The organism is Halomonas sp. A11-A, assembly GCF_003182195.1.
Taxonomy (GTDB): Bacteria; Pseudomonadota; Gammaproteobacteria; order Pseudomonadales; family Halomonadaceae; genus Halomonas; species Halomonas alkalicola.
Genome location: NZ_QGTM01000019.1, coordinates 43,737 through 63,110 on the forward strand (window position 1 = coordinate 43,737; position 19,374 = coordinate 63,110).

The following is a 19,374-nucleotide window of genomic DNA, read 5'->3' on the forward strand; positions in this document are numbered from 1 at the left end:
TGATATCAGCCGCCACTGCCCGGCTCACAGCCCCTCCACCAGCGCGGCCACCACCTCGGCGGCAGGCACCTCACGGCAGCGGCTGGCGTTCTGGCCCGCCCAGAGCGGTGAAAAATCGCCGCTGCCGGAGGCCTCGGCGGCGGCACGCAGCGGGGCGATGGCGGCGGTGGCCAGGGGGAAGGCGGGGGCGGCGCTGCCCATCGGCCCCAGCTCGCGCATCAGGCGGGTGACGATGCCCCGGGCCGGACGGCCGCTGTAGAGGTTGGTCAGCGCCGTGTGGCGGGCCGCCTGGCTCATCAGCGCCCGGCGGTGGATCGCCGAGATGGTCGACTCGGGGCAGCACAGGAAGGCGGTGCCCACCTGCACCGCCTCGGCCCCCAGCGCCCGGGCCGCCGCCACGCCACGGGCATCGGCGATGCCGCCGGCGGCGATCAGCGGCAGGTCGACGGCCTCGCGCACCTGGGGCAGCAGCGCGAAGGTGCCCACCTGGGTGGTGATCGCCTCGGCCAGGAACATGCCGCGGTGGCCGCCCGCCTCCAGCCCCTGGACGATGATGGCATCGGCGCCGTGGGCCGCGAGCCACTCGGCCTCCGCCACCGTGGTGGCCGAGGCGAGCACCCTGGCGCCCCACGCCTTGACCCGCTCGAGCAGCGCGGCCTCGGGCAGGCCGAAATGGAAGCTCACCACCTCGGGGCGGAAGGGCGCGATGGCCTCGCAGGCCTCGTGGTCAAAGGGGCGCCGCCCCGGCCCAGCCGGCACCGCGCCGATGTCGAGACCGAACTCGGCGTAGTAGGGGGCAAGCGCCTCGTGCCAGCGAGTCTGGGCGGCGGCGTCCGGCGCGGGCGGCGCATGGCAGAAGAAGTTGACGTTGGCGGGGGCCGAGGTGGCGGCGCGAAAGGCGGCAAGCTCCTCGGCCATGGCCGAGGGCGCGAGCATGGCGCAGGGCAGCGCGCCGAGGCCGCCGGCTCGGGCCACGGCGATGGCCAACTCGCTGCCCTGGGCGCCGGCCATGGGGGCCTGGAGGATCGGCAGCGTGATGCCGAGGGTCTGGGTCAGGCTCATCGGGGCTCTCCTGGCTCGTGTGGAACGTCGGGTGTCACGTCGGGTGAATCATCGCCCTTGCCATCGCGGCGCCAGGGCCGACGGGGCCCCAGGGTGTCGGCCACGAAGGCGCCGCGCTCGCCCAGGGGCCGGGGCTCGCCGACAGTGGTGTCGCGGCGGGTCTGGCGCTCCATTTCACCGTTGATCTCGGCGCCCAGCAAGACGACGAAGGCCGATAGCCAGAACCACAGCATCAGCACCACCACGGCACCGAGGGAGCCGTAGAGCTGGCTCAGGGTGGCCATGCGCCCCACGTAGAGCGAGAGGCCGGCAGAGCCCAGGATCCACAGCAGGGTGGCGGTGACGCTGCCCACGCTGACCCACTGCCAGCGCGGCGAGCGGCGGTAGGGGGCGAAGCGGTAGAGCACCGCGATCACCGCCATCATTACCAGCAGCAGCACCGACCAGCGCGCCAGGCCGGCCAGCAGGGCCGGGGCACCCGTCAGGCCGAGCTGGCCGCTGGCCAGGGGAAAGAGCGCCACCACCACGAGGCTCACCAGGGTCAGGGCGATCAGCCCCAGGGTCAGGGCGGCCACCACCAGCTGGCGGCCCAGCGGACCGCGCCGCTCCTCCTCGCCGTAGACCAGGTTGAGGGCGATGATCAGCCCGCGCACTCCCTTGGAGGCCGCGAACAGGGCCACCGCCAGGCTGCCGAGGGCGGTCAGGCTGAGGCCGGTGGGGGTGTTGTCGCCGATCTCGCGGGCCTGCTCCTCGATCAGCCCCGCCGCTTCTGGCGGCACAAAGCGTGCCAGCTCGGCGATCTGGCGTGCCATGTCCTGGGGGTCGAGCACCAGGGCCCAGAGGGAGATCACCGCCGCGATGGCGGGAAACACCGAGAGCAGGGCATAGAAGGCGATGCCGGCGGCCAGCAGGCCGACGCGGTCGTCGGCCAGCTGCTCCTTGACGCGCCAGAGGATGTCGAGCCAGCCGGGACCGGGAATCTGTGCGGGCCTGGCGGCGCGCCGGCCGCGACGCGATAGGGTCATGACGTCCTCAGTTGGAACCGGCGGGGTGGAGGACCATGCGGGCGTCGCGGATCTCGATGTCGAAGCGGTTGAGGAAGCTCATGCCGAGCAGCGCCACCTCGCCTTCCATGCCGGGGCTGATGGAGCCGCGCACCTCGCGGGCCGCGAAGCCGCCGAGGCTCACCTCGTCGAGGGTGGTGAGCTCGCCGCGCACCCGGCCGTTGGCGGTATTGAACCAGGCGCTGCCGGTCGCCTCCAGGCCCAGCCGCTCGGCCAGCGCCGAGGAGACGGCCACGTAGGTGGCCCCGGTATCGAGCAGGAACTCCACCGGCTCGCCGTTGATGCGCCCGGTGGCCAGGAAGTGGCCGGCGCGGTTGCGCTCCAGCACCACCGAGCTCTCGCCATTCACGGCGTTGACCAGGTGGGCGTTGGGGTTGCGCTGGCTCTCCAGGAAGCCGTGGAACCACCAGGTCCCGGCCCCGATGAAGAGCATCCAGAACAGCAGCATCATGCCGAGCCCGGTGCGCCGAACCGCCCTGTTGTCATCGCTCATGGCACGCCTCCCGGGGCGTTGGTGGCCTGTGACACTCCCGCGTTGACACCTCACTCCTCCCTGACTGTACTGAATGCCGTCCGGCCGGACACCCGCTCAATCACAAGGATAACGCCCCATGCAGGACAGCACTCAGCTTTCGACTCCCCCGAGCGCCCATCATTCCCACTCTTCCTGTCACCACTCCTCTCACCACCCCTCTCCCGTTCCCCTTCAGGCCCTTGCCGCCGGCCTCTGCCTGGGGGCGGCGCTGCTGATGGCGGGCGCGGCCTACGCCTGGGATGGCGTTGTCGAGAAGCAGGTCTTCGAGATGGAGGAATACACCACCCGCGGCGGCGAGACCATCGCGGACCTGGCGGTGGGCTGGGAGGCCTACGGCACCCTCAACGAGGCCCGGGACAACGCCATCCTGATCACCCACTTCTTCTCGGGCACCAGCCACGCCGCCGGCCGCTACGAGGAGGAGGGCCCCGCCGGCTACTGGGACAGCATCATCGGTCCCGGCAAGCCGCTGGATACCGACGAGTACTACATCATCGCCTCGGACACCCTGGTCAACCTCAACGCCCATGACCCGAACGTGACCACCACCGGCCCGGCCTCGCCCCACCCCGAGACCGGCGAGCCCTGGGGCCTGGACTTCCCGGTGGTGACCATCGGCGACTTCGTCGATGTCCAGAAGGCGCTGCTGGAGAGCCAGGGCATCGAGCGGCTGCACGCCTTCCTGGCGGAGTGATGGCAGGGTCATGCAGCGCGACCCCGGCGCCCTGGCGGCTCAACCCGCCAGGGCCCGCACCAGCAGGTAGCTGCCCATGGCCAGCAGGCCGCTGAGGAAGGCGCGCCGGAAGGTCGCCTCCGAGAGGCGCCCGCGCAGCCACTGCCCCAGCCGCATGCCCACCAGCGCCGGCACCACCGCCGCCAGGGAGAGCAGGCCCAGCTCGATGCTGAGCAGGCGCTGGCCGCCCAGGGCGAGACCCAGCGCCAGGGTGGTGGCCACGAAGAGCACGCCCATGGTCTGGATCAGCATCTCCCGCGGCAGGCCCAGGGACTGCAGGTAGGCCACGCCCGGAAAGACCGAGGAGCCGGTCATGCCGGTCAGGAGGCCGGTCAGGGCCCCGTTGACCGGCGCGGCATGACGCCCGCCGCCGACCAGCCTCGCCAGGCCCAGGTTGAACAGCCCGGCGAGCGCGTAGAAGACGATCAGCCCCCCCAGGAGCCCCGAGAGCCAGCGCACCTCGACCCGCGCCAGAATGCTCACCCCCAGCCACACCGTCACCACCGAGGCCAGCAGGAAGGGCCAAAGTTGCCTGACGATGCGCCCCAGGTAACCGCCCACCAGCGCCTGCCAGACATTGGTGATCAGGGTGGGCGCCAGCAGCAGCGCCATGGCGGGCTGCAGCCCCAGGGTGGCGACCAGCAGCGCCAGCGACACCGTGGGCATGCCCATGCCGATGACGCCCTTGACGCCACCGGCCACCAGGAAGGTGGCAGCGACGAGCAGCAGGGTGAGCGGCTCTCCCATCACTCGCGCTCCTCAACGACCATTGCGCGCCTCCCACTCCGCCGCCGCCCGCTGGCCGCGGGCCTGGTCGACGCCCAGGCAGATCAGGATGGCGACGATGAAGAGCGCGGCGCAAAGCAGGATCGAGGCCTGCAGGCCCACTACCGTCTGCAGCAGGCCGAGAGCCACGATGCCGAAGACCCCGGCCAGCTTGTTGGCCAGGCCCCAGAAGCCGAAGAACTCGGCGGCCTTGCGGGTGGGCGAGAAGAGCCCCACCAGGGCGCGGCTGGCCGACTGGCTGGAACCCAGCGAGAGCCCGGCCAGGCAGCCGACGAAGAGAAACAGGTGCTGGGCCTCCCAATCGAGGGCGAAGCGCACATTGAGGAAGGCGGTGACCTCCGGGGTCGCCCAGATGGCCAGGATCGCCGCCACCCAGAGCCCCAGGGTGAAGAGGTAGGTGACCTTGGTGCCGATGCGATCCTGGAGGAAACCGAAGCCCAGGGCGCCTGCCGCCGCGGTGATCTGCACGATGATGAACATCAGGTTGCGGATCGACGCGTCCCAGCCGATCACCTGGGCGCCGTAGATGAAGGCGAAGGCAATGATGATGTAGACCCCTGCCATGGAGAAGAGCAGCGACACCAGGAAGGTAGCCAGGTCGCGGAAGCGCCTCAATTCGTGCAGGGTAGTGGAGACACGCTCGATGGCGATCTCCCGGTAGGGCTTCCCCGCCGGCTGTGGCGTGCCGCGCTCCTTCACCCATAGGAAGGTGGGGATGGCGCTGACCAGGAAGAAGCCCGCGGCGAAGGGCCCCACCCAGCGGATGCGCTCGAAGTTCTCCGCCGTGGCCTCGCCCAGCACCATCAGGGTGAAGCCCGCGGCGAAGAGCCCGCCCACGTAGCCCAACGCCCAGCCGAAGCCGGAGATCTTGCCGAGATCCTCCGGCGGCCCTAGGTCGGGCAGGAAGGCGGCGATGAAGGACTCCCCCATGGAGTAGGCGTAGTTGGAGACCACGATCAGCAGCAACCCCAGCACCACGTAGCCCGGCGCCACGAAGTAGAGCATAGCGGTGGTGGCTACGGTGGCCAGGTAGCTGGCGAACAGGAAGCGCTTCTTGGAGGCCTGGTAGTCCATCACCGCCCCGCACAGGGGGCCGGTGACCACCACCAGCAGGTAGCTCACCGCCAGCGCCAGGCTCCACAGGAAGTTGGCCAGCCGGTAGCCATCGCCGCGGTCGCCGACGATCACCGTGGTGAAGAGCTCGCCGAACACCACGGTGATGATCAGCAGGGTATAGGCCTGGTTGGCGAAGTCGAACATCGCCCAGCCGAGGATCTCCTTGCGCGAGGCGCGGGTCCGCGGCGGTGTGACGCTGGTCAGGGGTGACATGGGGCTGTCCTTGCGGGTCGAGACGGCAAGCCTAGCAGCATGGGCCAGAGGCGTACCATCTCGAACCGCCGAGGCGCATGGCGCCGGCCAGCAGGATAAGAAGCAGCAGGCCCCGCATGTCCTACCGGGTCACCAGGGTCAGGAGCAGGGCCGTGGCGCCCACCACCAGCGCCACGATCACGGCGATATCCACCAGACGGTCGAGCCAGCGATCAAATCCGGCCCCGCCGGTCAGGCCTGGGCCACGCCGCGGCTGGCGGCGCCGAGTAGCCCCGCGGCGGGGGCCGCGGGCAGTGGGCATCATCGACATGGTCGAAATCCGTTTTCACCATTTCCCTGAGCTTACGGCCTGGGCCGCCGCCAGGCCAGTGGCGACGGCCCAGGTCGATGGCGCTACGCCAGCCTTCGCGAGCGGCTAGATGCCTTCGCGACGGTTGATGCGGCGGTTGACCACGTTGGGGGCCCGACGCAGACGCTCCTCCTCCCCGAGCTGCTCGGCCTCGAAGGCGTCTGCCCCCACCGGGGTCTCGCCGTGGCGGCGGTAGAGCTGGGTCAGCATCGCGCGGCGGTCGGCGCGCAGCTCGCGCACCAGCACGATCACCATGCCGTAGAGGATCAAGGTGAAGGGCAGCGCCGCGAGTACCGAGGCCGACTGCAGGCCGGTCAGGCCGCCGGCGGCAATCAGCGTCAGGCAGATGGCGGCGATCAGCACGCCCCAGATCACCCGCTTGTAGAGGGGCGGGTTGATGGAACCGTTGTCGGTCATCTGGGCCACGATGTAGGAGGCGGAGTCCGCCGAGGTGACCAGGAAGGTGAAGATCAGCATCATGGCCACCACCGAGAGCAGGCCGCTGAAGGGCATCAGGGCGAACATCTCGAACAGCGCCACGGTGATGTTGGCCTGGGTGGCTGCGGCCAGCCCCACGTCGCCGGAGAGCTCCATGTTGAGCGCCGCGCCGCCGAACACGCCGATCCACAGGCAGGCCAGCAGCGGCGGTACGATCAGCACGCCGAACACGTACTGCTTGATGGTGCGGCCGCGGGAGACCCGTGCCACGAAGGTGCCCACGAAGGGCGACCAGGCGATGACCCAGGCCCAGTAGAAGATGGTCCAGCTGGCCGCCCAGGTGTTGTCCGAGTAGGGCGAGATGCGCAGGCTCATGCCGATGAAGTTCTGCAGGTAGTCGCCGATCCCCAGGGTGATGGTCTCGAGGATCGCCACCGTGGGGCCGGTCACCAGCACGTAGAGCATCAGGCCGATACAGAGCAGCATGTTGAGGTTGGAGAGGCGCTTGATCCCCTTGTCCAGGCCCGACCAGGTGGAGGCCATGTAGGCCAGGAACATCACGAAGAGGATCAGGAACTGCCAGAGCACCGACTCCGGCAGGCCGAAGACGACATTGAGCCCGCCGTTCATCTGCAGCACGCCGAGCCCCAGGGAGGTCGCCACCCCCATCACCGTGGCCACCACGGCGAAGATATCCAGCGCCGGCGCGTAGCGACGCGCACCGGGATACTTGGCGGTCACCGAGGAGAGCACCGAGGAGACGAGGCCGGCCTGCCCCTTGCGGAACTGGAAGTAGGCGATGATCAGCCCTACCACCGAGAAGGCCGCCCACTGGTGGATGCCCCAGTTGAAATAGGCGTACTGGATGGCGTAGCGGGCCGAGTCGGTGGTCTCGGCCGGCACGTCGCCGTAGGGCGGGTCGATGTAGTGGAACATCGGCTCGGCCATGCCGTAGAAGACCAGACCCACGCCGAAGCCGGCGGCCAGCAGCATGCTGACCCAGGAAAAGAAGCTGTAGCTCGGGGTGCTGTCCTGGGGGCCGAGGCGGATCTTGCCATACTTGCTGAAGGCCAGGCCCAGCAGGAAGATCACGAAGCCGAACACGGAAAAGAGGTAGAACCAGCCGAACAGCTGGGTGACGCCAGCCAGGGCGGCACTGGCCGCATTGCCGAAGCCCTCGGGGAAGGCGGCCCCGACCGCAACGAGCGCCAGGATGATGAGTGCAGAGACGGTGAAGACCGTCTTTCCTCCATGGTCTGCCATCAGAGAGTCCTTTTTGTGAAGGAGTTGTACAAGAAATACTCTACCAGCCTGGCCCAGCATTACCATGGCGACCCTCGTGGCCACCAGTGCCCTTCGGCCAGGCCGGCGGCGCGGCACCTTCGACCAGGAGGATTGCACGGCGATCCGCCGGCCCCCATGGTAGGCTTCATCAGCAGGCTAACATTCTGGAGGAACCATGCCCCGTCTCGCCGACACGCCTCTCTCCGTTCTCGACCTGGCCCCGATCCGCGAGGGGGGCAGCGCGGCGGACAGCTTCCGGGAGAGCGTCGCCCTGGCGCAGCTGGCCGAGCGGCTGGGCTACACCCGCTTCTGGCTCGCCGAGCACCACAGCATCGAGGGCATCGCCAGCGCCGCCACCGCCGTGCTGATCGGCCACGTGGCGGGCGCCACCCGGCGCATCCGGGTGGGCAGCGGCGGCATCATGCTGCCCAACCACCCGCCCCTGGTGATCGCCGAGCAGTTCGGCACCCTGGAGACCCTCTACCCCGGGCGCATCGACCTGGGCCTGGGTCGCGCACCGGGCTCCGACGGCGCCACCATGGCCGCCATGCGCCGGGATCCCTATGCCGGCGTCGAGGACTTCCCCCAGCGGCTCGAGGAGCTGCAGGGCTTCCTAGATGACGAGCGGCCCGGCCAGCGGGTGCGTGCGGTGCCCGGCCAGGGCACCAAGGTGCCGATCTGGCTGCTCGGCTCCAGCGACTACAGCGCCCGCCTGGCCGGACGCCTGGGGCTGCCCTTCGCCTTCGCCGCCCAGTTCGCCCCGGGCTACCTGTTCGAGGCCCTGCGCTGCTACCGGGAGGCCTTCCGGCCCTCGCCGCAGCTGGCGGCCCCCTATGCCCTGGTGGGGCTGCCGGTGATCGCCGCCGAAAACGATGCCCTGGCCCACTACCTGGCCACCAGCGCCCAGCAGAAGTTCCTCAACCTAATCCGCGGCCGGCGCACCTTCTCCCAGCCGCCGGTGGAAGAGCTCGACTGGACGCCGCTGGAGCGCGCCCAGGTGGAGCAGTTCCTGAGCGCCGCCATCATCGGCGGCCCCGAGACGGTGCGCGACGGGCTGGAGGCCTTCCTGGCGGCCACCGGCGCCGACGAGCTGATGATCACTACCGACGTCTACAGCGCCGAGGATCGCCTGACCAGCTACCGCCTGGTGGCCGAGGCCCGGGGACGGTGAGTGGGCGCCGTCTTGGCGCATTCGTCCCGAGCCGCGGCACCAGGAGGGCGCAACCCGTGACGAGCACCGAGCCGCCGGGCCCATGACTGCACCACTTTCACTCAACAAGCGATGACTCATGCACCAATTTGGCGCCCTCCGGCGGCACCTCGGTGTACTCGATCACCCCGTACCAGCCCAGGCCGGCATAGGTCTCGTAACCCGGGGTTCTGGCAAAGGCCACCAGGCGCGCCTTCTCCTGGCCATACCCCCGCTCGCGGCCCTCGGTGGCCAACGGGTAGCGCTCGCTGAGAGCGGCCTGGCCCCGGGAGTCGGCGAGGATGCGCGCCTCGGCGTCGAGCAGCATCACCCGGCTGCGCGCCCGTTCCTCCTCGCTAAGCCCCACCCCCTGCACCACCGCCTCAGCCTGGGGCGCCCAATCGAAGAAGATCCCCAGGGTGCCCAGCACCTCGCCGTCGTGGCGGCCCCCGCGGCGAATGGCGGTGGCATAGGTGGCCACGGGGGCATCGTCCAGCGCCGGCTCCCGGGCGATATCGGCGACGCTGTAGTCGTCGCCGTTGGTGGTGGCGAGGGCCTGGCGGAACCAGGCCTGGCCGGCGACGTCATGGCCCACGACTCCCGGGTAGCGGTCCGGGCGGCCGTTGGCGATCACCCGGCCCTGGCGGTCGGTGATCCACAAATCCAGGTAGACGGTATAGGAGCGCAGGATGGTGGCCAGGCGCGCGCTGGCATGGGCCCGGCGGTCCGCCGTCGGCGTCTCCACGGCGTCCACCACGGCACTGTCGGTGGCCCACCAGCGCACGTCGCAGGAGCGCTCGAAGAGGTTGCGGTCGATGATCTCCACCGCATTCAGCGCCAGGTCGGTGAAGCGCTGGCCACGCAGCTCGGTGAGCATCTCGGTGCCCGCCTCCTCGAGGCGCCGGGCCTGGGCCTCCACCTCGCCGCGGAAGCCTCGGGCGATGCCGCTGATGCTGCCGGAGACCCGCCCCATCTCCTCGGCCACCACCCCGAAGGCGGCCCCCGCCGCTCCGGCTCGGGCCGCCTCGATACGGGCATTGAGGGCGAGGATCTCGGTCTCGCGCATGATCGACTCGATGGCACCGACCTTGTCGCGGGTGGTCTCGGCGATGGCGTAGGCGAGTTCGAGGATACGGTTATCTTGCATGGCGGGCGTCCTTCTGCTGGGATGCGGGGACGAGGCCGGTACGGCGCTCATCCTAAATGAAGCAAGAAGCGGGCCAGACGAACGAAACCGCCGCCCCGGGTTCCAAGGGGGCAGTCACCGATAGGAGTTGTCATGAGCGATCCCCATGATCCGCGCCACAACCCGGCCTGGCAGGCCGCCCGCCAGTGGCAGGCCCGCGCTCGCCAGGCGCGCCCCCAAGGCCTGCTGGGCAGCCTGAAGATGCTGCTGGCCTGGCTGCTGTTCGGCGCCATGATGATCGTCGCCATGGTGCTGGGGCTCTTCTTTCTGCTGCTCGGCTGGGCGCTGATGCCGCTGCTGCGTTACCGGCTGAAGAAGCGCATGGAGAAGATGCGCGCCGACCAGGCCGAGGACATCGGCAGCGGTTTCCACTACCGGGAGACCCGCTACCGCGAGACCCGCGGCGCCGACGGCAGCTACCGCGAGCAGCAGGTGCTGGAAGGGGACTATGTGGTGAAGGGTGACGAGGCCAGGGGCGATGACCCGGCCCAGCGCGAGCCCCGCCGCGACTGACGCCCGGCCTCAGCCGGGCTGGCGCATCACCGCCTCCAGGGCGGCGCGATAGCCCTGGCTGCCGAGCCCCGCGATCACCCCGTCGGCGCGCAGCGAGACGTAGGAGTGGTGGCGAAAGCTCTCGCGCTGGTGGACGTTGGAGAGGTGCACCTCGATCACCCTCCCCTCGAAGGCGTTGAGGGCATCGAGGATCGCCACCGAGGTATGGGTGTAGGCCGCCGGATTGATGATGATGGCGGCGGTGCCATCCAGGCGTGCCGCCTGGATCCAGTCGATCAGCTCTCCCTCGTGATTGCTCTGCCGGCAGCTGACCTCCCAGCCCTCCAGCGCCGCCCGCTCATAGAGCCCGCTGTTGATCTCCTCGAGGGTCTCGTGGCCGTAGATCTCCGGCTGGCGGGTGCCCAGCAGGTTGAGGTTGGGGCCGTGCAGTACCAGTATCTTGCGCTGACTCATCCGTCAGTCTCCCACGCCGTGAAATCCGAGTGTCCAGGAAGGCCGCCAGGGCGCCACTCCTCGATCGGCTGATTGTGTGTCGCGGCCCCACGGGTTACAAGGCAGAGGGTGCCAACGTCTGCGCGGCCGACCTGAACATCGAGGGCTGCGAGGAAGCCGCCAAGCAGATGATCGCGCAGGGCAAGGAGAACGGCCCCTACAAGATCCTCAATGTAGGCTCCATCCTCTCCCGCCAGGCCTTCGATGACGTGGTGCCCTTTCTCGCCTGCCTCAACCTCCTGTTCAGTGTGATACCCCAAGTGTGTCTCAAGAGTGCGACACAGTATGTCGCTTCGCTGGTCGAGCATGGGCTCCAGCCGAGCCAGGAGGGGGAGACATGAGACAGGACAGAAGCCTCGGAACGAGCAGAGGAGCCACGGTGGCAATGGCCGCCGAACAGGTAGCGGCATGGCAGAGGGATCGCCTGGCATGGGCAGAACACCACCCCGTCACGGCCGCACTCGCGGAACCGCTGGAGGTCGTGCCGGTGGACGAACCGTGGCTTGCCACGGCCACTACCGATGGCCGCTGTCTCGTCTTCAATCCGGCCTGGAGTGCTGAACTTAGCGAGCTTCAGCGACGCCAGGTTCAAGAGCACCTGGTCTGGCACGCAGCAGCCGGTGACTATCGGCCGCGCAATGTGAGGGATCCACGCCGCTGGCACCTTGCATGCGACCACGCCATCAATACTCAGCTGATGCAGCTGGGCGCAGAGTTGCCGATGGATGCCGTGCTTTTCCCCTTTGCCATCACCTGGCGGCGACGTGAGGTCTATGGATGGCTGGATGAGCATCCCTTCCTGGAGCTGGAGCAGAGTGCTGATCAGCTGGCCTGGCAGGCCAGGGCCACGTTGCCGGTCACTGACCTGACGGATCTGGAGGAGGACTGGCGGCAACACGTCCGAGCCACAGTCCGGCATTATCTGGGTACCGCTTGGCTTCCTGACTCTGTCGCCGGCTGGCTGCTCGGTCGTAGGTGATTTGCTTCCCCACTTCCCTTAGGCTGACAAAATCTCAGAGCTCAGCGACACGACACGGAGCGTCCATGTCCGAAATACGCGACACCCTGTTCCGCTACCTGGCCATGCTACAGCTGATTCCGAGGAGCCCCGGGCGGATCAGCACGCCGGTGCTGCTGGAGAAGCTCCAGGAGCGAGGGTTCCAGATAGATGCCCGCTCGCTGCAGCGCGACCTGCGAGACCGTTTGTCGCTGCACTTCCCGCTAGTGTGTGATGACAACCAAAAGCCCTACCGCTGGTATTTCGATCGGGATTTCCACTGCAACCTGCCGGCATTGGACATCCCCAGCGCTCTCACCCTTGTGCTGGCTGAGGAGCATCTGAAGGGCCTGCTGCCGCCGGTGGTGGTCGACCAGTTGGCCCCGCAGTTTCGCGACTCCCGCCAATTGCTTGATGACCTGGAGCAGAACGGCCTGAGTCAGTGGGCCCGGCGGGTTCGTGCCATCCCCAACGGCAAGGCTCTGATTCCAGCACCACTCAGTGCGGCGACATGGCAAACGGTTACCGAAGCCCTGCTGAGCAAGCGCGCCATCGATGTTACCTACCTGTCGCGCAGTGCCGAGGAGAAAAAGCAGTTCACCCTGCACCCGCAGGGACTGGTCAGCCGCCACAGCGTGACCTACCTGCTGGCCACGGTGCACGACTACACGGATGTTCGCCAGTTCGCCTTGCACCGCATCGAGGAGGCACGCCTCAGCGAGGCCGCCTGGCATGACGCCGAAGACTTTGACCTGGACGACTACATTGCGGGCGGCGCCTTCGGCTATCTGCAGAGCAAGGCACCCGTGACGCTGGTGGCCAATATCGCGCCCCAGATGGCCTGGCTGCTTAGCGAGACACCGCTGTCCGAGAAACAACAGCTTACGCCGCTACCCGACAGCGATTGGCAACGCCTGGAGGCCGAGGTACCCGACGATCAGCAGACCCTGTGGTGGCTGATGGGCATGGGCGCCAATGTGGACGTGCTTGAGCCTGAAGCCTGGCGTAGCGAGATTTATGCGTCTGCTAAAGTCATCGTGGAACGTATAACAACCACCCAAACCCCGCCTCATTCACGAGGGTGCTGATTGAGCGGTCTGGAGGCATTGACTGGTGGCATCGCTTATCAGGATCGGCTTCTTCAGCGCGAATGGCCGGTGAGTAATGCCAGAACGCCAACATTTTCCCGCTTTCTTATAGCTATTTAGAATCAATTGCAGCCTGACGCCGATGATGATCCGATCCGAGCTTAGATGACCTGTCAGGCGGTCCGAAGGATGGGGTCCACTTCACGCTTCAAGTCGCCGGCAGCCGTCTTGCCCTCCCCTTCCTGCGGGCGCCCATGGCGGGCGCCCGTTCATCATGCCGCTTGACCACCCCTCCGCCCGGTAGTGTCATGGCCCCTGGCGCCGTGGGCACCGCCGTGCGTTTCGTGATCCGTGCCAGCTAATCCATGCCAGCCCATCCAAGCCAGCCAGAGGCCTCCATGCGAAAGATCCTGCTCGTCGACAACGGCTCCCTGCGGGCCCAGGCCACCCTCAACCTGCGCCGCCTGGCCCGGGCCCTCGGCGAGGCCACCGGCCAGGAGGTCGAGGCCGCCTCCCTGCTGCACTCCTACAAGATCCCGGCCGAGGAGCTCGGCGGAAAGAAGGCGGTGTCGCTGGGGCCGCGGGCCGAGCAGCTGGCGGAAGAGGGCGTGACCGAGCTGGTGATCCTGCCCTTCTTCTTCGGGCCCAGCCAGGCGCTGACCCGCTATCTGCCGGAGCGCCTGGCCGAGGTGCAGGCGCGCCATCCGCGGCTCGCCGTGAAGGTGGCGCTGCCGCTGGTAGAGAGCCAGGCCCCGCTGGACCTGCGCCTGGCGCGGCTGCTGGCCGACAACGTGCGCGAGCAGATGAACGGCACGTCGCGGCCCAGGGTGGTGCTGGTCGACCACGGCAGTCCGATTCCCGAGGTCACGGCGGTGCGCAACTACCTGGCCGGCCAGCTCAGCGTGCTGCTGAGCGAGGAGGCCGAGTGCGTCACCTTCGCCTCCATGGAGCGGCGTGACGGCGACGCCTACCGCTTCAACGAGCCGCTACTGGAGGACCTGCTGGCCGCCGAGGCCATGGCCGGCAGCGAGGTGATACTCGCCATGCTGTTTCTCTCCCCGGGGCGCCACGCCGGCGAGGGCGGCGACATCGCGGAGATCTGCGAACAGGCCATGGCGCACTCCCCGGGGCTGCGCGTCACCCCCACCCGGCTGGCGGGGGAGCATGACGGCATCCTGGAGATCCTCGCCACCCGCCTGGCGCAGGGCCTGGCCGGCACCCCGCTGCTGCTGTCGCTGCCGGCCGGTGGCTGAAGCGGCGCCACTGCGGCCGCTAATACCGGCAAGCCCGCCTCTCGCCTCAGCGGTTTGCCATGACCCGCGCCAGCTCCTGGCGAGACGCTGGCGCTTCGCTGACCCCTGGGGCCGGAGCGACATCACCGCCGATGGGTGGCACTCAGCCCCTTCCAGTCCTCGAGGTCGAGCTCGGGGTTGCCGGCGCGGAAGCGTGCGTAGAGCTCGATGCCGCGTGGGTCCTCGAGGATCTCCACCTGCACGCCCTTCTCCTGCAGCAGGGCCTCGGTGCCCGAGGCGTTGGTGACATCGCCCACCACTACCCGCGAGACGCCGCGCATGTAGAGCAGCGTGGCGCAGACCTGGCAGGGGCTCAGCGAGGTGAAGAGCGTCGTCCGGCCGAAGTCGAGGCGGCCGGCATCGCGCATCGCCGAGGTCTCGCCGTGGTTGTAGGGGTGGTTCTCCTGCACCAGGGTGTTGTGCCCCTTGCCGACGATGCGCCGGGTGGTGTTGTCGACGATCACCGCCCCGATAGGGCAGCCGCCCTCGTCATGGCTCTTCCGGGCCAGCAGCACCGCGATACGCATCAGGTCGGCATCGGAGAGCCGCCGGGCGAAGTCGTCATCCATCAGCACCGGCAGGCTGGCGGTCGGCATATGGGCGATGGCGGCCAGCGCCGCCTCGGTCACCTCCGCACCGGCATTCAACAGCGTTTCCATGCTCCCTCCTCACCGAAAGTCGAGTGGCGCAGGCCACCATCAGCCTGTAGGTTAATGCCCGCTGGAGACCGCTTCATCCGCCCCTCTTTTCTCCATCCTGGCGGCACTCCTTCCCCTCCTCGTAGTCTCGTTACCTTCCTCGAGCCCTCAGGCTCTCCGTGTAGTCATACTACAACCCCCTGTGCGGCTAATGGCGCGTTGTGGGAGTGGTGGCCCTGACCCATAGTGGAGTCATGAATCAGGACAGAGGGTCGCTACCCCGATTCACCGCCCTGATTCCGGCTACAACCTGAGCGCCAAGTAATCTCTGATCCAGGCGCCAGAAGCAAAGGTCTTGGAAAGCTTGCAGACCTGTCGCGGTTGCAGCATGGGGCACTTACCCGGCCCGGCATGAGTAGCCAAGGCACCAGAACGCCATCGGAGATGGCAACCCCAAGACGGGATTTCCCCCGGGGTAATGATGACCTTGATGAGGATTGAAAAATGAACTGCATCCAACTTAGCCAGCAAGCCGATCTTATCGCCAACACCTTCAGCAAGCTCGATCTTGCCAAGCTGGTGGTCGCCCTCAAGGGCAGTGGTGAGTCCCTGCAGAACGCGGTTGAGGTTATCGACACGGTCGATGCCCGCCAGGGTTACACCCTCGAACAGGCCTGGGACGAAGTTCGTACCGGCGAAAACCGCCCCTTGGCTGTCAACGACGACTGATTACCGCCTGCCAGCCGCTTGTATAACGCCCCCCTCCCCGCCGGGAGGGGGTTTTCTTTGGGCGCTATTCGGGCTCATGACCGGGGCGTCATCACTTCATCTCGAAGCCACGCTCGACCAGGAAATCGCGCATATGGGGGCGCAGCTTGGTGTCAAACAGCGGGGTGAGGTTCTGCGACCAGTTGCTCTGCTTGTTGCCGCCCTTCCGCGACTGGTAGTAGGCGCGCATGGTCTCGTCGAAGGCCGCCACCAGCTCGCGGTCGTCGCTATAAGTGTCCTCCTTGAGGATCGCCTCCACCGGCAGACGCGGCTTGATGTCCGGCTGGTGAGCCGGGTAGCCGAGGCACATGCCGAACACCGGGTAGACATGGTCGGGCAGGCCGAGCAGGTCGCTGATCTCCTGGGGGTTGTTGCGCACCCCGCCGATATAGCAGATGCCGAGCCCCTCGGATTCCGCGGCGATGGCCACGTTCTGGGCCATCAGGGCGGTGTCCACGCTGGCCACCAGCAGTTGCTCGGTCATGCCGCGGATCACCCGGGCGCCGGTGCGTTCGGCGGCGTCGGTGGGCCGCTTCATGTCGGCGCAGAAGACCAGGAAGGCGCCGCAACTGGCCACGTAGGACTGGCCGCCGGCCAGCTCGGCGATCAGCTCACGGTTCTTCGGGTTTTTCACGTGAATGACCGTATAGGCCTGCACGTGGCTGGAAGTGGCCGCCCTCTGACCGGCACGGATCAGCTCCTCCAGCAGCGCCCGGGAGACCGGCTGGTCGGTGAACTTGCGAATGGAACGATGGGACTTCAGCAGTTCGATGGTGGGGTTCATGGGGCCTCGCTCGCTAGTCGGCTAAGGATGTTGCCCAGCATAACCCAGCTGGCGCGAGGTGGCGCAACCGGGGCCAGTGCGCCGACACTCGCTCGAGCTGACGCAGCAGCAGGATGCCGCCGTCGGCAGTGACATCACCGCCATCGAAACGGGCGACGATCTGACGGCCTTTGCAGCGTGGAAAGGAGGCTGACGGCATGGTACATTTTGTCATGGCGGCTGATGCGGTTGATTCTGGTGTAGGAGCTTGAATTACAACCGATTTTCAGCCGCCTTTTTCATGCCCAGTGCAATATCCGGGCTAGGGTTTGCCTGAAAAGTCGGCGAGCGAAGGACAGACAAGGCAAACATCAGCGAAAAGACGGAGTTTACGGGGTGTAAATGAGTACTTTGAGCTGATTTTTAACGCTGTATGGTCGAGCGCGGTCAGTTTTCGGACAGCGCCTAGAGTGTGGCGCCAGAACCGTCGGGTCACAGGACGACGGCGAAAGAGAGGCATGGAGGTAGGCGAATGAGACCCGAGGACCTGAAGACGCTGGTCACCCTGCGCATGCCCTACGGCAAGTACGCGGGCCGGGTGATCGCCGACCTACCGGGCCCCTACCTGGCCTGGTTCGCCCGGGAGGGCTTCCCGCCCGGCCGGCTCGGCGCCCTGCTGGCGCTGATGCACGAGATCGACCACAACGGGCTGGGCGAGCTGCTCGAGCCGCTGCGCCCGCCGCGCTGACCCGCCCTCCTCGCGATTGCCAACACCTGCAGGAGCCCCATGCTGCGCATCTCCAACTCCGTGGAACTGGCCGACTGGGAGATCGAGCTCAACGCGATCCGCGCCCAGGGTGCCGGCGGCCAGAACGTCAACAAGGTGGCCTCCGCCATCCACCTGCGCTTCGACATCCGCCGCTCCAGCCTGCCGCCCTTCTACAAGGAGCGGCTGCTGGCACTCACCGACCAGCGCATCACCCAGGAGGGGGTGGTGGTGATCAAGGCCCAGCGTTTCCGCACCCAGGAGCATAACCGCGAGGATGCCCTCGAGCGCCTGCGCGAGCTGATCCGCGAGGCGGTGAAGCAGCGCCGGGTGCGCAAGCCCACCAAGCCGACCCGCGCCGCCAAGCGCAAGCGGGTCGACGCCAAGACTCGCAAGGGCAGGACCAAGGCGCTGCGCGGGAAGGTGAGCGAGTGAGCGCGCGCGAAGCAGGGCTCCCGACACGCCCCGAGTCCCCGTGCATCAAGGTCTGTCGGCCGGTGGGCGAGCTCTGCCTGGGCTGCCACCGCACCCTGGACGAGATCGCCCGCTGGTCGAGAATGGATGCGGCCCAGCGCGAGGCCGTCTGGCAGCGGCTGGATGCCCAGGCCCGGCGGGCCGCCGACGCACAGGAGGCCGAACGGCGGGCCGTGGCCCAGCGCGGCTGAGGGGGAGCAGGGATGACGGCAGCTGCCGCCGAGGGCGCACGCCGAACCACCTACAGCTACTTTGCGGCCTTCGTGGCCATCGGCATGAGCGGCGGCCTGCTGGGGCCGTCGCTGACCGGCCCGCTACTGGAGTGGTCCGGCACCGGCGCCTTCGCCCCGCTGCTGATCGGCCTGGTGTGTCTGCAGGCCGCCGGGCTGGTGCTGCTGCACCATCGGATTCGGCATTGCGCGGCCGGTGTCCCGCAAGGTGAGCCACCCGGTTGAACCAGACGGCTCGGGGCGCCGGGAGCCAAGCGGCTGCGGGTGGCCTGAGAGCAGGGGCGACGGCGGCCACCGGAGGCTGCTAATCTAGTCCAGCCCCGCCCGCTCTGCAGGGGCAACGACAGTCATCAAGGGAGAGTGTGTCGATGAGTGAGCAGGTCTCTCGGATCATCGTCCCGGTGGACGGTTCACCCACGGCCGCCGCGGCGGCCCGCCATGCCAGCCTGCTGGCCCGGCTGCTGGACGCCCCGCTGCAGCTGCTGCATGTGATGCCCCTCAACCCGGCAGAGCTGTGCGATATTCCCGCCAACCGCCAGGCCGAGGCCGACCATGACCGGACGGTGCGCCTCGAGATCGCCGAGGAGGCCTTCGCCAAGGCCCGTGCGGCCATCGAGCCCGACCTGACACCGGCCCCGGAGGAGGTAGTGCTGGAGGACAGCACCTTCATCCGCCACCCGGACCGGGCCATCGTGGCCCATGCGCGCAGCCAGCCCGACTGCCTGCTGGTGCTGGGGGCGCGCCACCTGAGCGAGGTGGGTAAGTTCGTGCAAGGCAGCGTCAGCAACGAGGTGGTGCACCGCGCCCGCTGCCCGGTAACCATCGTCCACGACGATGCCAGCATGCAGGAGGCCTCGGGCATCGGTCGGGTGCTGCTGCCGGTGGATGGCTCGCGCCATGCCAACCAGGCGGCGGGGCTGGCCGGCGACCTGGCACGCAGCGCTGGGGTGCCGGTGGAGCTGGTGTTCTGCCAGCCCGGTGGCCAGTTCGGGGGGCACGAGGAGGGCGAGGAGAGCCAGGCCGGGCGAGTCTTTCGCCTGGCGCGGGAGGCGCTGGGGGAGATCCCCGCGGGCATCGAAGAGGTGCTGCTCCACGAGGAGCGCTTCGCCGAGGCGATCGTCTCCCGGGCACGCCACCACCTGGCGGAGCGGCCGATGATCGTGATGGGCCGGCGCGGGCTGGGCAAGTGGCGCGAGTCGCTGCTCGGCAGCGTCAGCCACCGGGTCATCGACCTGGCGCCCTGCCCGGTCACCGTGGTGGTCTGACCCCGCCTATTGCCCGGCAGCGCTCGCGGGTGCGTCAGGCCTCGTAGGCGGCCTTGAGGCGATAGAACTCGGTGACGATCTCGTCCATGGAGGTCGGGTCGTAGTCGCACAGGCCGCTGACCACCAGCTTCTT

At 68.1% G+C, this 19,374-nt stretch carries 24 protein-coding genes and 1 pseudogene; 13 read left to right on the forward strand and 12 right to left on the reverse strand.

Going from position 1 to position 19,374, the window contains the following annotated elements:
- Positions 1–24 precede the first annotated feature (24 nt).
- The 3 genes from DER72_RS11930 to DER72_RS11940 are packed head-to-tail and all read right to left on the reverse strand — an operon-like array spanning position 25 to position 2,619.
- The gene (locus DER72_RS11930; RefSeq protein WP_110070212.1) at positions 25–1,062 is read right to left on the reverse strand and encodes a nitronate monooxygenase family protein; all 1,038 of its coding nucleotides are present in this window, start codon (positions 1,060–1,062) and stop codon (positions 25–27) included.
- Positions 1,059–2,087: a YihY/virulence factor BrkB family protein gene (locus DER72_RS11935; RefSeq protein WP_110070213.1), complete on the reverse strand. Its 1,029-nt coding sequence runs from the start codon at positions 2,085–2,087 to the stop codon at positions 1,059–1,061. Before DER72_RS11935 ends, DER72_RS11930 begins: the two co-directional genes overlap by 4 nt.
- Positions 2,088–2,094: 7 nt before the next feature.
- Positions 2,095–2,619, reverse strand: a complete 525-nt coding sequence (locus DER72_RS11940; RefSeq protein WP_110070214.1) for a TIGR02281 family clan AA aspartic protease — start codon at positions 2,617–2,619, stop codon at positions 2,095–2,097.
- Positions 2,620–2,737: 118 nt separating this feature from the next.
- Here DER72_RS11940 and DER72_RS11945 point away from each other — a divergent pair, with 118 nt between their 5' ends.
- On the forward strand, positions 2,738–3,355 hold the full coding sequence (locus DER72_RS11945; protein ID WP_258306287.1) for a hypothetical protein: 618 nt from the start codon (positions 2,738–2,740) through the stop codon (positions 3,353–3,355).
- A 39-nt stretch (positions 3,356–3,394) separates the two neighbouring features.
- Here DER72_RS11945 and DER72_RS11950 read toward each other — a convergent pair whose 3' ends face one another.
- The 4 genes from DER72_RS11950 to DER72_RS11965 all read right to left on the reverse strand — a co-directional run bounded on the left by DER72_RS11950 (position 3,395) and on the right by DER72_RS11965 (position 7,559).
- Entirely contained in the window at positions 3,395–4,141 is a 747-nt protein-coding gene (locus DER72_RS11950; protein WP_258306288.1) for a sulfite exporter TauE/SafE family protein, read from the reverse strand.
- 12 nt (positions 4,142–4,153) lie between these two features.
- A complete protein-coding gene (locus DER72_RS11955) occupies positions 4,154–5,509 on the reverse strand; it encodes an MFS transporter (protein WP_258306289.1) in 1,356 nt (451 codons plus the stop codon).
- 121 nt (positions 5,510–5,630) lie between these two features.
- Entirely contained in the window at positions 5,631–5,819 is a 189-nt protein-coding gene (locus DER72_RS11960) for a hypothetical protein (protein ID WP_258306290.1), read from the reverse strand.
- 105 nt (positions 5,820–5,924) lie between these two features.
- Positions 5,925–7,559: a BCCT family transporter gene (locus DER72_RS11965; RefSeq protein WP_110070216.1), complete on the reverse strand. Its 1,635-nt coding sequence runs from the start codon at positions 7,557–7,559 to the stop codon at positions 5,925–5,927.
- Positions 7,560–7,755: 196 nt separating this feature from the next.
- Here DER72_RS11965 and DER72_RS11970 point away from each other — a divergent pair, with 196 nt between their 5' ends.
- The gene (locus DER72_RS11970; RefSeq protein WP_110070217.1) at positions 7,756–8,751 is read left to right on the forward strand and encodes an LLM class flavin-dependent oxidoreductase; all 996 of its coding nucleotides are present in this window, start codon (positions 7,756–7,758) and stop codon (positions 8,749–8,751) included.
- 97 nt (positions 8,752–8,848) lie between these two features.
- Here DER72_RS11970 and DER72_RS16620 read toward each other — a convergent pair whose 3' ends face one another.
- Entirely contained in the window at positions 8,849–9,916 is a 1,068-nt protein-coding gene (locus DER72_RS16620) for a cache domain-containing protein (RefSeq protein ID WP_110070218.1), read from the reverse strand.
- Between the two features lie 132 nt (positions 9,917–10,048).
- On the opposite strand from DER72_RS16620, the gene DER72_RS11980 reads away from it, so the two are divergent.
- On the forward strand, positions 10,049–10,468 hold the full coding sequence (locus DER72_RS11980) for a hypothetical protein (protein ID WP_110070219.1): 420 nt from the start codon (positions 10,049–10,051) through the stop codon (positions 10,466–10,468).
- Between the two features lie 9 nt (positions 10,469–10,477).
- On the opposite strand, the gene aroQ is transcribed toward DER72_RS11980, so the two are convergent.
- Complete coding sequence (gene aroQ / locus DER72_RS11985; protein ID WP_110070220.1) at positions 10,478–10,921, reverse strand: type II 3-dehydroquinate dehydratase; 444 nt, start codon at positions 10,919–10,921, stop codon at positions 10,478–10,480.
- Positions 10,922–10,950: 29 nt separating this feature from the next.
- On the opposite strand from aroQ, the gene DER72_RS16465 reads away from it, so the two are divergent.
- The 4 genes from DER72_RS16465 to DER72_RS12005 all read left to right on the forward strand — a co-directional run bounded on the left by DER72_RS16465 (position 10,951) and on the right by DER72_RS12005 (position 14,298).
- Positions 10,951–11,301: a hypothetical protein gene (locus tag DER72_RS16465; RefSeq protein WP_258306291.1), complete on the forward strand. Its 351-nt coding sequence runs from the start codon at positions 10,951–10,953 to the stop codon at positions 11,299–11,301.
- A gap of 44 nt (positions 11,302–11,345) precedes the next feature.
- A complete protein-coding gene (locus DER72_RS11995; RefSeq protein WP_181395664.1) occupies positions 11,346–11,939 on the forward strand; it encodes a hypothetical protein in 594 nt (197 codons plus the stop codon).
- Between the two features lie 65 nt (positions 11,940–12,004).
- A complete protein-coding gene (locus tag DER72_RS12000) occupies positions 12,005–13,045 on the forward strand; it encodes a YafY family protein (protein ID WP_110070222.1) in 1,041 nt (346 codons plus the stop codon).
- A 398-nt stretch (positions 13,046–13,443) separates the two neighbouring features.
- Positions 13,444–14,298 (forward strand): sirohydrochlorin chelatase, encoded by an 855-nt coding sequence (locus DER72_RS12005; RefSeq protein ID WP_110070223.1) that lies wholly within the window; start codon positions 13,444–13,446, stop codon positions 14,296–14,298.
- A gap of 122 nt (positions 14,299–14,420) precedes the next feature.
- Here DER72_RS12005 and DER72_RS12010 read toward each other — a convergent pair whose 3' ends face one another.
- Positions 14,421–14,996 carry a nucleoside deaminase gene (locus DER72_RS12010; RefSeq protein ID WP_110070224.1) on the reverse strand — a complete coding sequence of 192 codons (576 nt, stop codon included), beginning with the start codon at positions 14,994–14,996 and terminating at the stop codon, positions 14,421–14,423.
- 483 nt (positions 14,997–15,479) lie between these two features.
- Here DER72_RS12010 and DER72_RS12015 point away from each other — a divergent pair, with 483 nt between their 5' ends.
- Positions 15,480–15,704: a hypothetical protein gene (locus tag DER72_RS12015; protein WP_110070225.1), complete on the forward strand. Its 225-nt coding sequence runs from the start codon at positions 15,480–15,482 to the stop codon at positions 15,702–15,704.
- 91 nt (positions 15,705–15,795) lie between these two features.
- Here DER72_RS12015 and nfsA read toward each other — a convergent pair whose 3' ends face one another.
- Positions 15,796–16,527 (reverse strand): oxygen-insensitive NADPH nitroreductase, encoded by a 732-nt coding sequence (gene nfsA, locus DER72_RS12020; RefSeq protein ID WP_110070226.1) that lies wholly within the window; start codon positions 16,525–16,527, stop codon positions 15,796–15,798.
- A 511-nt stretch (positions 16,528–17,038) separates the two neighbouring features.
- Here nfsA and DER72_RS12030 point away from each other — a divergent pair.
- The 5 genes from DER72_RS12030 to DER72_RS12050 all read left to right on the forward strand — a co-directional run bounded on the left by DER72_RS12030 (position 17,039) and on the right by DER72_RS12050 (position 19,241).
- Positions 17,039–17,254, forward strand: coding sequence for a DUF3820 family protein (locus DER72_RS12030; protein WP_110070228.1), 216 nt, complete (start codon positions 17,039–17,041; stop codon positions 17,252–17,254).
- Between the two features lie 39 nt (positions 17,255–17,293).
- Positions 17,294–17,707 (forward strand): alternative ribosome rescue aminoacyl-tRNA hydrolase ArfB, encoded by a 414-nt coding sequence (gene arfB, locus DER72_RS12035; RefSeq protein WP_110070229.1) that lies wholly within the window; start codon positions 17,294–17,296, stop codon positions 17,705–17,707.
- Positions 17,704–17,937, forward strand: a complete 234-nt coding sequence (locus tag DER72_RS12040; protein WP_110070230.1) for a DUF1289 domain-containing protein — start codon at positions 17,704–17,706, stop codon at positions 17,935–17,937. The genes arfB and DER72_RS12040 overlap by 4 nt, the downstream gene beginning before the upstream one ends.
- Positions 17,938–17,949: 12 nt before the next feature.
- The gene (locus DER72_RS12045) at positions 17,950–18,201 is read left to right on the forward strand and encodes a hypothetical protein (RefSeq protein ID WP_110070231.1); all 252 of its coding nucleotides are present in this window, start codon (positions 17,950–17,952) and stop codon (positions 18,199–18,201) included.
- Between the two features lie 143 nt (positions 18,202–18,344).
- Complete coding sequence (locus tag DER72_RS12050; RefSeq protein ID WP_110070232.1) at positions 18,345–19,241, forward strand: universal stress protein; 897 nt, start codon at positions 18,345–18,347, stop codon at positions 19,239–19,241.
- A gap of 34 nt (positions 19,242–19,275) precedes the next feature.
- On the opposite strand, the pseudogene DER72_RS16470 reads toward DER72_RS12050, so the two are convergent.
- Positions 19,276–19,374 (reverse strand): annotated as a pseudogene (locus DER72_RS16470) (DUF3581 domain-containing protein); the annotation flags it as partial.

What these genes read in the sequence shown, in the direction of transcription:
- DER72_RS11945 (WP_258306287.1), top strand. Translation starts at nt 2,738, where the DNA reads ATGCAGGACAGCACTCAGCTTTCGACTCCCCCGAGCGCCCATCATTCC.
- DER72_RS11940 (WP_110070214.1), bottom strand. Translation starts at nt 2,619, where the DNA reads ATGAGCGATGACAACAGGGCGGTTCGGCGCACCGGGCTCGGCATGATG.
- DER72_RS16620 (WP_110070218.1), bottom strand. Translation starts at nt 9,916, where the DNA reads ATGCAAGATAACCGTATCCTCGAACTCGCCTACGCCATCGCCGAGACC.
- DER72_RS11960 (WP_258306290.1), bottom strand. Translation starts at nt 5,819, where the DNA reads ATGTCGATGATGCCCACTGCCCGCGGCCCCCGCCGCGGGGCTACTCGG.
- DER72_RS12050 (WP_110070232.1), top strand. Translation starts at nt 18,345, where the DNA reads ATGAGTGAGCAGGTCTCTCGGATCATCGTCCCGGTGGACGGTTCACCC.
- DER72_RS11955 (WP_258306289.1), bottom strand. Translation starts at nt 5,509, where the DNA reads ATGTCACCCCTGACCAGCGTCACACCGCCGCGGACCCGCGCCTCGCGC.
- DER72_RS11930 (WP_110070212.1), bottom strand. Translation starts at nt 1,062, where the DNA reads ATGAGCCTGACCCAGACCCTCGGCATCACGCTGCCGATCCTCCAGGCC.
- DER72_RS11965 (WP_110070216.1), bottom strand. Translation starts at nt 7,559, where the DNA reads ATGGCAGACCATGGAGGAAAGACGGTCTTCACCGTCTCTGCACTCATC.
- DER72_RS11980 (WP_110070219.1), top strand. Translation starts at nt 10,049, where the DNA reads ATGAGCGATCCCCATGATCCGCGCCACAACCCGGCCTGGCAGGCCGCC.
- DER72_RS12015 (WP_110070225.1), top strand. Translation starts at nt 15,480, where the DNA reads ATGAACTGCATCCAACTTAGCCAGCAAGCCGATCTTATCGCCAACACC.
- DER72_RS11970 (WP_110070217.1), top strand. Translation starts at nt 7,756, where the DNA reads ATGCCCCGTCTCGCCGACACGCCTCTCTCCGTTCTCGACCTGGCCCCG.
- nfsA (WP_110070226.1), bottom strand. Translation starts at nt 16,527, where the DNA reads ATGAACCCCACCATCGAACTGCTGAAGTCCCATCGTTCCATTCGCAAG.
- DER72_RS12045 (WP_110070231.1), top strand. Translation starts at nt 17,950, where the DNA reads ATGACGGCAGCTGCCGCCGAGGGCGCACGCCGAACCACCTACAGCTAC.
- DER72_RS12000 (WP_110070222.1), top strand. Translation starts at nt 12,005, where the DNA reads ATGTCCGAAATACGCGACACCCTGTTCCGCTACCTGGCCATGCTACAG.
- DER72_RS12005 (WP_110070223.1), top strand. Translation starts at nt 13,444, where the DNA reads ATGCGAAAGATCCTGCTCGTCGACAACGGCTCCCTGCGGGCCCAGGCC.
- DER72_RS11995 (WP_181395664.1), top strand. Translation starts at nt 11,346, where the DNA reads ATGGCCGCCGAACAGGTAGCGGCATGGCAGAGGGATCGCCTGGCATGG.
- DER72_RS12030 (WP_110070228.1), top strand. Translation starts at nt 17,039, where the DNA reads ATGAGACCCGAGGACCTGAAGACGCTGGTCACCCTGCGCATGCCCTAC.
- DER72_RS12010 (WP_110070224.1), bottom strand. Translation starts at nt 14,996, where the DNA reads ATGGAAACGCTGTTGAATGCCGGTGCGGAGGTGACCGAGGCGGCGCTG.
- DER72_RS11935 (WP_110070213.1), bottom strand. Translation starts at nt 2,087, where the DNA reads ATGACCCTATCGCGTCGCGGCCGGCGCGCCGCCAGGCCCGCACAGATT.
- DER72_RS11950 (WP_258306288.1), bottom strand. Translation starts at nt 4,141, where the DNA reads ATGGGAGAGCCGCTCACCCTGCTGCTCGTCGCTGCCACCTTCCTGGTG.
- arfB (WP_110070229.1), top strand. Translation starts at nt 17,294, where the DNA reads ATGCTGCGCATCTCCAACTCCGTGGAACTGGCCGACTGGGAGATCGAG.
- aroQ (WP_110070220.1), bottom strand. Translation starts at nt 10,921, where the DNA reads ATGAGTCAGCGCAAGATACTGGTACTGCACGGCCCCAACCTCAACCTG.